Source organism: Leifsonia sp. 115AMFTsu3.1, assembly GCF_004362795.1.
Taxonomy (GTDB): domain Bacteria; phylum Actinomycetota; class Actinomycetes; order Actinomycetales; family Microbacteriaceae; genus Leifsonia.
On record NZ_SNYB01000002.1, the window covers coordinates 253,206 to 264,907 of the forward strand.

10 protein-coding genes are annotated in these 11,702 nt (G+C 72.9%); 1 reads left to right on the plus strand and 9 read right to left on the minus strand.

Annotated elements, in window-relative coordinates:
• Positions 1 to 400: 400 nt before the first annotated feature.
• From AXZ95_RS12185 to AXZ95_RS12200, 4 genes are all read right to left on the minus strand, one after another.
• Positions 401 to 2,587 carry a sigma-70 family RNA polymerase sigma factor gene (locus AXZ95_RS12185; RefSeq protein ID WP_051087310.1) on the minus strand — a complete coding sequence of 729 codons (2,187 nt, stop codon included), beginning with the start codon at positions 2,585 to 2,587 and terminating at the stop codon, positions 401 to 403.
• Positions 2,588 to 2,606: 19 nt separating this feature from the next.
• The gene (locus AXZ95_RS12190; RefSeq protein WP_018192534.1) at positions 2,607 to 3,077 is read right to left on the minus strand and encodes a hypothetical protein; all 471 of its coding nucleotides are present in this window, start codon (positions 3,075 to 3,077) and stop codon (positions 2,607 to 2,609) included.
• Between the two features lie 221 nt (positions 3,078 to 3,298).
• Positions 3,299 to 3,754: a hypothetical protein gene (locus AXZ95_RS12195; RefSeq protein ID WP_018192533.1), complete on the minus strand. Its 456-nt coding sequence runs from the start codon at positions 3,752 to 3,754 to the stop codon at positions 3,299 to 3,301.
• 131 nt (positions 3,755 to 3,885) lie between these two features.
• Positions 3,886 to 5,487, minus strand: a complete 1,602-nt coding sequence (locus tag AXZ95_RS12200) for a helix-turn-helix transcriptional regulator (protein WP_018192532.1) — start codon at positions 5,485 to 5,487, stop codon at positions 3,886 to 3,888.
• A 174-nt stretch (positions 5,488 to 5,661) separates the two neighbouring features.
• Here AXZ95_RS12200 and AXZ95_RS12205 point away from each other — a divergent pair, with 174 nt between their 5' ends.
• Positions 5,662 to 6,267, plus strand: coding sequence for a hypothetical protein (locus tag AXZ95_RS12205; protein WP_018192531.1), 606 nt, complete (start codon positions 5,662 to 5,664; stop codon positions 6,265 to 6,267).
• A 17-nt stretch (positions 6,268 to 6,284) separates the two neighbouring features.
• On the opposite strand, the gene AXZ95_RS12210 is transcribed toward AXZ95_RS12205, so the two are convergent.
• The 5 genes from AXZ95_RS12210 to AXZ95_RS12230 form a co-directional block, all read right to left on the minus strand.
• Positions 6,285 to 7,883 (minus strand): helix-turn-helix transcriptional regulator, encoded by a 1,599-nt coding sequence (locus AXZ95_RS12210; RefSeq protein WP_018192530.1) that lies wholly within the window; start codon positions 7,881 to 7,883, stop codon positions 6,285 to 6,287.
• A 221-nt stretch (positions 7,884 to 8,104) separates the two neighbouring features.
• Positions 8,105 to 9,010: a hypothetical protein gene (locus tag AXZ95_RS12215; RefSeq protein WP_026307324.1), complete on the minus strand. Its 906-nt coding sequence runs from the start codon at positions 9,008 to 9,010 to the stop codon at positions 8,105 to 8,107.
• Positions 9,011 to 9,079: 69 nt separating this feature from the next.
• Positions 9,080 to 9,445, minus strand: coding sequence for a UBP-type zinc finger domain-containing protein (locus tag AXZ95_RS12220; protein ID WP_018192529.1), 366 nt, complete (start codon positions 9,443 to 9,445; stop codon positions 9,080 to 9,082).
• Entirely contained in the window at positions 9,442 to 10,275 is an 834-nt protein-coding gene (locus AXZ95_RS12225; RefSeq protein WP_018192528.1) for an MBL fold metallo-hydrolase, read from the minus strand. Before AXZ95_RS12225 ends, AXZ95_RS12220 begins: the two co-directional genes overlap by 4 nt.
• A complete protein-coding gene (locus AXZ95_RS12230; protein ID WP_026307323.1) occupies positions 10,272 to 11,558 on the minus strand; it encodes an APC family permease in 1,287 nt (428 codons plus the stop codon). The genes AXZ95_RS12225 and AXZ95_RS12230 overlap by 4 nt, the downstream gene beginning before the upstream one ends.
• Positions 11,559 to 11,702 lie beyond the last annotated feature (144 nt).

Here is an 11,702-nt window from a genome sequence, read left to right on the forward strand (position 1 = left end):
TCTGTCGAAGTCACGAAGGGAGGATGCGGCGGGCGACGCACCGCGTCCATACCGGGAACGGAGGCGGATCGTGGGGCGGTCGGGTGGGACGTCCTTCGTTTCGTGTGGCCCGCCGGCGTGGCGGTACGTATCCCCTCCGTTTCTGTTGCCGTCAGGAACGGAGGATGCGGCTGCCGCCGCGCCGCCTCCCTGTCGGGAACGGAGGAGATCGTGGGGCGGTCGGGCGGGACGTCCTCTGTTTCGTGTGGGCAGGCGGTGTGGCGGTGTGGAGCTCCTCCGTTTCCGGTGCGGTCGGAAGGGGAGGATGCGATGGGCGGCGCGCCGCGCGCACGCGCGAAACGGAGGGGGTTTCGGGGGTTCGGTGGCGGGACGCCTCCGTTACCGACGAGCGGAACGCGCGTCAGGGGAGGGTGACGGGCACGTCGCTGAGGACGCCGTGACGCGCGCCGGAGAGGTACACGGCGCCGATGCGGTGGTCGCCCGCGGTCCAGCTGTAGATCTGGGACGCGTCGCCCGCCGCGTCGAGGGTGAGGGTGTACGGCGTCGACTCGCCGTCGGCCCAGACCTGCACCGTCGAACCGGGGATGCCGTGCACGGTGATCGCGACGGTACCGGGTGACCCCAGGGCGGTGACGGTCGGCACGATCGCCGTCCCGGCAAGCGGCGCGGACTCGGCCGAGACGTTGCCGAGCACGTCCGTCTGCCGCGCCGTGAGGCTGTAGTCGGGGGAGATCGCGACCAGCTCGGGCGACGTCCACGCGCCCTCGGCGTCCGCCGTGACGGTCGCGACAGCCGTGCCGTGGTCGGACACCACGATCGTCGCGCCGGGCTCCGCCGTTCCGGTGAGGATGGGCGCGAGCCGGTCGGCGAGGTCGCCGGTGCCCGTGTCCGCACTGACGATGACGGGGGGAAGCGCCGTGCGGTCGACGCCGATCCGCACGGACACCGGCGCCGACGTCAGGCCGCTCCGGGTCTGCGTGACGGAGACGTCCCAGGTGCCGTCCGCGAGTCCGCTCAGGTCGGCGTCGAGGGTCCACGAGCCGTCGGGCGCGACCGTCGTGCCGCCCAGGACGACGGAGGGAGACCCGGCCGGGGAGGCGGCGAGCCGGGCCCCGGAGGCCAGGGGCGACCCGGTGACCGCGATGGTGGCGCCCGGTTCGCCGTTTCCGGTCAGGGGGAGGGAGGTCGCGGCGGTCTCGAAGCCCGAGGGGAACGTCGAGGCGACGACGGGCGCCGCCGGCGGAACGGCCGGAGGGCTCACCGGGGGAGTGGCGGGAGGCTCGACGGCCGGCACCGACGCCGACGGCACCGCCGGCACGACCGGGAGTACGACGGGCGGCGCATCGTCCGGCGCCGGACCGGGATCGGGCACTACCGGCGCGGCCGGCGGCGGTGAACTCACGGGCGGCTCCGGCGCAGTGCCGCCGGTCGGCGCGCCGGGCGCGTCAGGCGCCGCGGCCGACGGTGCATCCGATGGCTGCGCGACGGTCGCATCCTGTCGAGTGGATGCGAAGAGCTGTGGCCCGAGGACGACCGCGCCGACCACACCGGCCGCCGCGGCCACTCCGACGATGGTGGCTCCGACGCCGAAGGCGGCTCCATGCCCCCCACTCCGAGCCGTGCGCCCCGCGCGTGTCGCACCCGCCGCACCAACGGAATGGCCGCCAGCGCCGCCGCCACCGCCTCCACCAGCACCGCCGCCACCGCCGCCGCCAGCGCTGCCGCCACCAGCTCCACCGCCCCCAGCGATCACCGCGCCCCCGGCCGCACCGCCCGCCGCCACTGCAGCCCCGCGCTGCAGGCTGGCCGCGTATGCCGCCGCCCCGCCCACGCCGAGCAGCAGCGGAAGCAGCACGAGCGTCAGCCGTGAGCCGACGTTCTGCGCCTCCGCCGCCACGATCGAGCACTTGGCGCATTCGGTCAGGTGCCGTTCCAGCCGGGCGGTCTCGCGTTTCCCGAGTCCGCCGCGGCTGTAGGCGCCGAGGCGCTCGGTCGTCCAGCGGCAGTCGGATCCCTCCGGGCTGGCCGAGATGTGCGCCTGGATCCACGCCTGGCGCAGTCCTTCGCGCGCCCGGTACGCCAGCGCCGCCGTGCCGTTCGGGGTCAGCCCGAGCAGGGGCGCGACGGTGGCCGGGCTCATCCCTTCGACCTCGCTGTACCAGAGCACCTCCTGCCAGCGCTGCGGAAGCGAGCGGAACGCGCGGGCGGTGAGCGACCTGTCCAGCGCATCCATGCTGGCCGCCTCCGTCGTCTCCGGGTCTTCGATCGTCGTCGCGTCCTCGATGGGAACGTCCCGGCGGGCGCCGCCCCAGGCCGCTGCGACGTTGCGGATCGTTGTGAAGAGGTACGGCCGGAAGCCGGCGCTCGGTCCGCGTCCGTCCCGCACCGCCTTCAGGATGCGGGCGTAGGCCTCGGCGACGACGTCGTCCGGGTCCTCGGTACTGAACGACCGGGCGACCGTCCGGCCGGCCGCGGCGTGACGCAGCCACAGCTCGGCGAACGCGTCGTCGTCGCCGGCGCGTGCGGACTCGACGAGGTCCGTGTCCGAACGGTCGGACACGGTCTCCTTCTGGTCGTCGTCGCGCACGCTGTGCTCGTCCGCCCGGTCAGCAGATCCCGGCGAGAGCCCGCCGTCGCCGGAGGTCGGTGGGTTCGTGGCGCGCGCCGCCGACGCACACCAGGAAGAGGAAGGGGGCGCCGTCCCACGGCACGCGGATCGTGCTCGAGATGCCGTCGGCGCAGTCGACCAGCACGTCGTCGGGCAGGGCGAAGAGCTCTTGGCGCCGTCCGGACCCGTCGCTCGCCAGGCCCTGAACGGCGCCGGCCAGGTCGGTGAACCGCGGGTGGTCGTCCTCCACCGCCCAGCCGGCGAGCGGACGGAGGGTGTCACTGCTGATCGGGAGGATATCGAAGACCGAGGCGGCAACCTCCTCGAGGGAGGCGTCGACGGTCAGTGACCGCGTCCTCTCCAGCATGGGCGCATTGGCCGAGGCGAGGGCGAGCCAGTCGCCGGGGCGGAGGTCGTCGAGCAGGGCGAGCAGTGCGCCGGTCATCGGCGGCGCGAACGGGTCGGGCATGACAGGGGCTTTCTGTGTGCACGCCGAGAGCGCCCGTCGGGTCGCGGGCACTCTCGGCGTCGAGCGGGGTTCGGGTCTCCCGGATTCGGCACCGTTCGATCGGCGTCGATCTGAGCGGCAGCGTTTCGGGTCGCCGCCGCTGGCGCACGTTCGGGTCATGCACCACCTAAGAGATCGCGAATGTCCGGAATCATGACGCCGATTCGCGAAGTTTTTTCCGGTCACCGGCCGCCCACGGTTTCCCGGACGTCGGCGGAGGTGGCCGGGGCGGACAGGATGCGCACAAGCTCGTCGCTGAACAGCCGGCCGTCCTCGACGACGGCGTCGTTCGCGAGGCACCGCCGCGCGAGCTCGTCCTGCCCGACGCCGGTGAGGACGGCGATGTCGGCGAGGCGGATCCATCCTGCTTGGGCGCGCGTCCGGGTCGACTCGCTGCGCACGCCGAGCTCGGCGGCGACCAGCCGGGCCGGGTAGCCGGCTCGCAGCAGGCCGCTGATCACCTGGCGGGTCAGAAGGTAAGCCGCCCGCCGCTGCGGTCCGAGCGCCTCCTGCTCGTCGGCGTGGGCGTTGTGCAGGAGCGCTGCCAGGTCGTCCGGAAGGGCGCGGTGCCACCGCGATGCGCTCTGCGTGTCGAGGCCGGGGCGACGGAGAGTCGGGGTGCTCTCGTCGATGGTCATGTCGTTCCTCGGGTGAGGGAGGGGGCGGGATGGGGTGCCAGGGGTAAGCGGGCGTGCAAGAGAACGCTACGTGCCCCGGTGCCACTGGCGGACCGATTTCACCCTGCGCTCACCCTCCAGTCACCCCGGCCTCAGTCGCGCTCGACGAGCAGGTTGCGCGTGAGCGCGACGGCGATCGCATCCTCCCGGTTGTTGACGCCGAGCTTCCGGTAGACGCTTCGCAGCTGCGACTTGACCGTGTTGGCCGACACCACGAGAGCTGCGGCGATCTCCGCGACGGATCCGGTCTTCATCAGCTCCGCCAGCACGGCGAGTTCGCGGTCGGTGAGCAGCAGCTCCGGCTCGGCGACGGGGAGCAGCGAGCGCAGGGGCACATCCCGGGTCACCTGACCGTAGCCGACACCGTCGAGGGCGGCGACGACCCGGTCGAGGTCGTCGGCCGGCAGCAGGGCGAGCGCCAGGCGCTGCTCGGTGCGTTCCAGGACCGCCCCCAGGTGCTCCACCACACCGCGGGTGCGGGAGGTGGGGGCGAGTCGGAGCAGCACCGCGGCCTCTAGAGCGGCCGCCTCCGCGGTCTGCCGCGCCGTGAGGGGGCCACGGACCGCCGCACGGAGCTCGCTCAGCGCCGATCCGTTCCGGCCGAGCGAGACGTGCACGCGTGCCCGGGCGATGTGCTGGTCGGGGCCGGCGACCGTGTCCCGTTCGACGATGACGGAGGCGGCGTCGGGATTGCCGAGCGCGAGCTGCTGCAGGGCACGCATCCGGCCGAGGTCGTTGCGTGCTGCGGGCGAGCGCGCCTCGCCGGCCCTCATCGACGCGTACGCCTCGAGGCCGGCAAGGGCATCGCCGGGCCTGCCGTCCACCAGCAGGGCCAGCGCTTCGACGCGTGCCACTGCGATCCAGTGCTCGATGGTGCGGGGGTCGTGCTCCATCTCGGCGAGGTGCTGGCGGGCCGCGCCCGCATCCAACCGCTCGAGCGCCAGGATCGCCTCGGCAAGGCGGTAGAAGGTGCCGATGTACGTCTTCCGCTGCCGGTCCGTCCACGGACCGGTCCTCGCGTACTCGACGTGCGCGCGTGCTTCGGGGAGGTCTCCCTGGAGCGCGTGGATGCCCGCGAGCATGGCGAGGTTGCTGAACCCGGGGGAGGGCGCCGTCGTCGGGGAGGCGGCCAGTCCTTTCGCGAAGGTCTCCATCGCCTGCTCGATCTCGCCCGCGTAGTACAGGGAGACGCCCACCTGCGAGTAGATGCGCGGGAGTTCGGTGAGCTGCTGCCGGTCGTCGTCGCTGAGGCCGTCGAGGGTCGCGACCGCGGCCGTCGCGGGTCCGACCGCCATGCCCGGCCTTCCGATCAGTCGGTACGCGCTCGCCTCTGCGGAGCGGATCAGAGCGCGGTCGACGGGACTCAGCGCGGCATTGCGGGGCGATCGGGCGGAGCGCACGGCGGTCACGAAGTAGCGCAGCGCCCGAACGCGGTGGAATCCCAGGCCGTTGTAGGCGATGCCCAGCAGCATGGCGAGCAGGGGATGCACGCGCAGTTCGGACACGGGGATGCGTTCCAGCAGGAGGCGGGTGGCCTCGCCGTGCGCGCTCAACAGCTGGAACCATCCCGTTCGGACGGCCGCCGTCGCCGCATCCCAGTCACCCGCGTCGATCGCGTCTTTGAGCGCGTCGAGCGCCACCCGGTCGGCGGATGCGCGCTCGGGTTCCGAGGCGCCGACCGTCTCGTCGTCCACTGATCCTCCTGAATCCATCATTCACCCCTCGCCGGGCGCGCTGCGCCGCTGGGCCACATCGATGTACGCAACGCGTCCACCATCTTTCTTTATTCGCCGATCGAACTGTTTCGAGCCACGGGCCTGTCGGAAACCGGGCAAGATGAAATGCCTGTATTCGGAAGGAGGGGTGGGATGTCGACGAGCCCGACCCCGCGGGGGACCCGGCGGCTGAGCACGCGTGCGCTTCTCATCATCGCGGCGTTCGGCGCGCTCGGCGCGCTCCTGCTCATCCTCGTTGCGCCGGTGACCGCGCTGCTCGCGGCGCTCTTCCCGCCCGCGTACGCGCTCGCGGCGGGCATGCACAGCATCCTGCCGTTCCTCGCACGGCGGCTGGTCGGCTTCCCCTGGACGACCACCATCGCGTTCGCGCTGGTCGGGCTGCTGGCGATCGGCTTCACCCCGCTCGGCGCCCTCATCCTCATCCCGCTCGTCGTCGCGGGTGTGGGATTCGACATCACCCTGCTCGCACTCGGTCGGCGCGGGAGGCTCCGGCCCTGGCATTATGCGGTCGGAGCGCTCGTCACGGCCGTCCTGCTGTTCCTGGTCTCGCTGCCGGTCATGTCTCCGGACGATCTCGCGGCGCCCATCCTGCTGCTCACTCTGCTCGGCCGCGTGGTGAGCCAGCTCGCCGCGGCCGGGATCGCCTGGCTGCTGGGCGACCGCGTGCTCCGTGCCGGCATCATGCGGGCGCCGACGGGAGACCGCGGCGACGGCGCGGAGCCCGCCCTGCGCCACTGAGTCGCGCTTCACGACCGTCACTCCCGTTCCACCAGCAGGTGACGGTCGAGCGCGATCGCGATCGCCTCATCGCGCGTGGAGACGCCGAGCTTGCGGTAAACGCTCCGCAGCTGCGACTTCACGGTGTTCACCGACACGTTGAGCTGGGCCGCGATCGCACTGTGCGATGGATGCTGCAGCAGTGTCGCGAGCACGGCCGTCTCCCGAGGGGTCAGGGGGATGTCCGGTCCCTTTCCGCGCACCAGCGCGATGATCCGGTCGAGCGCCAGCGTCTCGCCGTATCCGAGGGCAGAGAGGGCGTGGGTCACGCGGGCGAGGTCTGCCGCGGGGAGGAGCGCGAGGGGCAGGAGCAGCCCGCTCCGTTCGATGATGGCGCCGAGGTGGTCGACGACCGACGTCACGCGGTCCTCGTCCGAGAAGCGCAACAGCGCCGCGGCCTCCAGCGCGACCGCCTCGGCACGCCGGCGCGTCGACAGCACCGCGTTCGCGAGCGGCCGCAGGTGCTGCAGCGCGGCGCCATGCCGGCCGAGGAAGAGCTGCACGCGCGCTGATCCGATGCGCTTCTCGATCTCGCCGGCGTCGCGTTCGAGCACGGCCTCCGCGGACTCGGGATGCCCGAGGCCCAGCTCGAGGACCGCCCGAGCGGTCGCGAGCGCTGCCCGCACGGCGGCCGACCGGCCTTCCGGACCTCGGGCTCCGATCGTCTGGTCGAGGTGGGCGAGTCCGCGGCCGGGGTGACCGCAGACCAGCTCGAGCGTCGCGGCGGTGACGGCGTACGGCATCCAGTGCGGCGTGGTCCGGAGATCGACCGCCGCGTCGGCGAGGTTCTCCCGCGCGGCATCCTGGTCGAGGTCGTCGAGCGCGAGGATCGCCTTCGCGACGCTCAGCAGCATGGCGTCGTCGTGTCGCAGCTGCGGGGCACGTGCGCGAGCCGTGCGGATGTGCTCCCTGGCTTCTCCGCTGTCGCCGTTCCTCGCGTGGAGCAGGGCGAGCATCACCACGTTGCCGAGCGACGAGCCGGAGGCGACGGGATGCGCGTGCGCCAGGCCGCGCTCGAACGCGGCAAGCGCCTCCCCGCTGTTGCCGGTGTACAGCAGGCTCGTGCCCACGTGCGCGTGCAGGCCGCTCACAGTGTCCGCGTTCCTCCGATCGTCCGCGCTCAGGTGCTCGAGCTCGGTCGCGGCCCCGCGGGCCGCGGCCACCGCGCTCTGTGCCCGGCCGAGTGCGAGGTGCACCTGCGCCTGGTCGGAGAGCAGGATGGCCCGGTCGATCCGGCGCAGGTCGCGATCGGGGTCGCCGAGCAGGGCGGCGGAGTCGCCGACCCGCCGCAGGCCGCCGGTGCGGTGCGGGTGCGCGCTCGGGTCGGTGTGGCCGGCCAGCAGCGTGAGCAGCGGTCTCTCGCTCACCGTCCCCGGTGGCAGCCGCCGGAGCGCCGCGGCGCGGTCCGGTACCGGTCCGGCCAGGAGGTCGAACCATCGACGACGGGCCACCTCCGCCGCCGCATCGTGCCCGCCCGACGCGAGGGCGTCATCCAGTTCGGACCAGGCCTGGTCGAAGAGCGTTCGCTCTCCGCGGCCGGTCGCGTGTTCTTCCGTTGTGCTTTCCGCTCGTTCCACGAGCTGTCCTCCGAAGTTCAGGACGCGCGTCCGCGCGTTCGAGAGCCCGGGAGGATGCAGGCGCCCGCGCAGAGGGGTCGCCCTTCTCCGGGTCTCAGGAGCGCGGGTCGACGCGTCAGCTCACGCCCAGGACGGGCGTCTCTTGAACCGGCGCGACACCGAAGCATGTTCGGGCCGCTGCTGCGAGTGGAGGCGTCGTGCCTCCATCCGGAGGAAGGGGATCAGCCGGGGCTGACGTCGTGGTCGCCCGGTGGAGCGGAGGAGGGTTCGGTCGTCCGCGCGGCGCACGACGTGTCGTACGGCGCGAACGGCGGGATCCAGGAGTCGACGGGCTCGGCTGCGGAGCCGGAACCGCCGGAGCCCGACGAGGTCAGGACGCCCTCGGCCGACGAGGACGGACTGAACGCGGGCCCGTGGATGGGGCCGTCGGCCGGAGTGGCCACGGCCGAAGCGGTGACCGGAGAGGGGGCGGGAGTGGCGGTCGGAGCAGGGGATGGCGCGGCCTGGTCGGCGGCGGGGTCCGCGTCGGATCCTGTGGCCGCGGGCGCAGTGGCGACGGCCGGCGCGGGAGCAGGCGCGGCCGCGGGGTCGGCGTTGCCGGTCGCGGTGCCCGCGTCGGCGGTCCCGCCTCCGGGGGTTGTCGTCGCCGGGGGAGGCGTCGGCTCGCCGGCAGGCGGTGGAGGCGGGGTGGGCGACGTCGTGCCGCCTCCCGAGCCGGTGACCCCGTTGACCACGCCGTCGACGATTCCGACGACCGAACCCGTCGGCGTCGGGCCGAGGAGCGTGTCGACGACGCCGCCCACGACGGGCAGCGAGGTGACAAGCGGATCCACAGCGCCGGTGACCGGTGCGAGCACCGAGCCGACGAGGCCGCCGGATGTGCCGGAGCCCGATGCCGGGGACGAGGAGGTGCCCGGGAGCAGCGCGCCGACCGTTCCATTGACGACGGATCCCAGCAGAGAGTGCTGCGGCGGCGGAGCCTCGTCAGCGGAGGCGGGAGCCGACTGGAACAGGAAGCCGAGAGCGGTCAGCAGACCGGCTCCGGCGAGCCCGAGCAGAGCGAGTCGCAGAGCTCTGCGGGGGGAATCGGCTGCGGCGCGCGGCAGAGGTTCGACCGACTCGGTCACGATTCCCCCTTTCGCACGTCGCTGATCGGGACTATAGCGAATATGTTGTCGTCGCGGTGGAATTCCCCGTTACGCGCGCTGCTCCAGCTGGCGCTCCCAGTCGTGCGGGACGCGCTCCGCGGGACCGGGGACGGTCTGGTTCTCCGGGTGGCTGAGCGGCGGAGCCAACTCGGGTCCGCCGACGAACCCCTGGCGGCGGTAGTCCCAGAACCAGTCCTCGCCGGGCTCGTAGCTGCGGATGATGGGATGCCCGGTCGCCTCGGCGTGCTTCGTCGCGTGGGTGTTCAGCGAGTTGTCGCAGCACCCGATATGGCCGCACGCGGCGCACCGGCGGAGGTGGAGCCACCAGCTGCCGGTCTCCGTGCATTCGACGCAGCCGGGGCCGGACGGGGGAACGGCGGGGTCGATCGCTTCCGTGTGGGCGTGGTCGGTCATCGCTGCTCCTCGGTGTGCTCGGGATGGTCGGTGTGTTCGGTGTCTCGGGTCTGTTCGGCGGGCTCGTCGAGCTCCACGATCCCGCCGGGCGGCACCATCCGCAGCCGGGCGGTGAGGCCGTGTTCCGCGAACGCGGCACGCACCTCCTCCTGCCCCTGGGTGAAGTGCGCCCACCCCTCCGCGTGCACCGGCACGACGACGGCGTCGCCTAGAAGGATCGCCGCGCGGGCGGCCTTGTCCGCGGTCAGGGTGAGGAACGCATCCAAACGCGCCGTGCGGGCGGCGCCGACGTGGAGGACTGCGATGTCGATCGGCCCGAGATTCTCGGCGACCTCCTCGACGACCCGCAGCGAGGCGTTGTCGCCGCTCACGTACACCGTCGGCAGCCCGTCGCCGGCCAGGACGAACCCGAGCACCGGTCCCGACGACGCCTCGGTGCCGTCCGGCCCGTGCTGTGCGGGGACGGCGTGCACCCGCAGCTCGGAACCGTCCGGGCGCGGGATGGTCAGGTGCGTCCATGGGCCGAGGCCGCGGATGGTCCCCTCGACCCGCTCGGCGGCGGCCGTCGTGCTTACGGTCAGCGGAGCGTCGCGGACGAAGACGCGCCCCCGGTCGTCGAGGTTGTCCGGGTGCTGGTCGTGCGAGAGGAGCACCGCATCCACCGCGCCGATCTCCTCCGGCGTGCGGCTCGGTCCGGTCGTCTTCACCAGCACGCGCTCGCCGACGGGGTGGTCCCCGGGAGGGTCGAACGTCGGATCGGTGAGGATGCGCAGGCCGCCCAGGTCGATCAGGGCCGTCGGGCCGCCGATCAGTTCGATGCGGACGGTCATCGGTTCTCCTCTCCGCGCTGCGGTCGCCGGGTCACCCGCAGTCGCACGAAACGGTAGCCGATCCCGACGGCGATCACCACGATCCCGGCGACGATGGCGGCGACCGGGAGGGTGGCGACGAGCACGACGCAGCCGATGGCGCCCGCGACCGCGAGCAGCCGCGGATACCTCCGGTGCGCGCGATCCTGCGTCCACGCGGACGCGTTGGCGATCAGGTAGTAGAGCAGCACGCCGAAGGACGAGAAGCCGATCGCGCCGCGCAGATCGGTGACGGCGACCAGCACGCAGACGACCAGGCCGACGGCGAGCTCGGCCCGGTACGGAACCCGATAACGCGGATGCACGGCTGCGAACCACGACGGGAGGTCGCTGTGGCGCGCCATCGCGAGGCTGGTCCGCCCGATGCCCGCGATCATCGCGAGCAGAGCCCCGAGAGCCGCCGCAGCAGCGCCGATCCGGATGACGACGCCCGGCCAGGCGGCTCCGCTGGTGTCGGCGACCGCCCCGAGGGGAGCCACGACCTCCGCCAGCCCGGCCGCGCCGAGCGCGTGCAGCGTCGCTAGCGCGACCAGCACGTAGACGACGAGCGTGATGCCGAGCGCCGTCACGATGGCCCGCGGGATGGTGCGCTCCGGCTCCACCACCTCCTCGCCCATGGTGGCGATGCGGGCGTACCCGGCGAACGCGAAGAACAGGAACCCCGCCGACTGGAGGATGCCGTAGCCGGTGACCGCGGGTCCCGGTTGCGCAGCGCTCGCCGCGGTGTGCGTGAAGCCGATGACGACCGCGACCGTCAGCGCGATCACCGAGACGGCGACCAGGATGCGCGTCAGCAGCGCCGTCCGCGTCACGCCCACGCTGTTGACCAGCGTGAGCACGGCGACCGCCAGAATCGCGACGGGCTTCACCCACGGTCCCGGCACGGCGTAGGTCGCGAACGTCAACGCCATCGCGGCAGAGCTGGCCGTCTTCCCGACGACGAACGACCACCCCGCGAAGAAGCCCGCCCACTCGCCGAGGCGTTCGCGACCGTAGACGTACGTCCCGCCGGAGGTCGGGTACTGGGCTGCGAGCTGGGCCGACGACGTCGCGTTGCAGAACGCGATGAACCCGGCGATCAGGAGCCCGACGAGCAGCCCGGCCCCCGCCGCAGCCGCAGCGGGGGCGAAGGCCGCGAACACCCCGGCCCCGATCATCGACCCCAGGCCGATGCCGATGGCGTCGCCCAGGGTGAGGCGGCGAGCGAGGGCGCCTCCTCGATCCGGGCTGGATGCGGCGGTCACGGTCGCAGTGTACGGGAGGCGGGTGACGTGCATTCCAGGACAAATACGCCCTGCGGCGCAGGCGTCACGACCGGCGGGCGTTGCGCGTCCTCGTCTATGACGGGACTTCTCTGCCCGTCACGGTCGTAGACAGGGTCCCTTCCG

Excerpts from the sequence above, each read along its gene's own strand:
- AXZ95_RS12190 (WP_018192534.1), bottom strand. The coding sequence starts at position 3,077 with ATGCCCGACCCGTTCGCGCCGCCGATGACCGGCGCACTGCTCGCCCTG.
- AXZ95_RS12195 (WP_018192533.1), bottom strand. The coding sequence starts at position 3,754 with ATGACCATCGACGAGAGCACCCCGACTCTCCGTCGCCCCGGCCTCGAC.
- AXZ95_RS12225 (WP_018192528.1), bottom strand. The coding sequence starts at position 10,275 with ATGACCGTCCGCATCGAACTGATCGGCGGCCCGACGGCCCTGATCGAC.
- AXZ95_RS12220 (WP_018192529.1), bottom strand. The coding sequence starts at position 9,445 with ATGACCGACCACGCCCACACGGAAGCGATCGACCCCGCCGTTCCCCCG.
- AXZ95_RS12205 (WP_018192531.1), top strand. The coding sequence starts at position 5,662 with ATGTCGACGAGCCCGACCCCGCGGGGGACCCGGCGGCTGAGCACGCGT.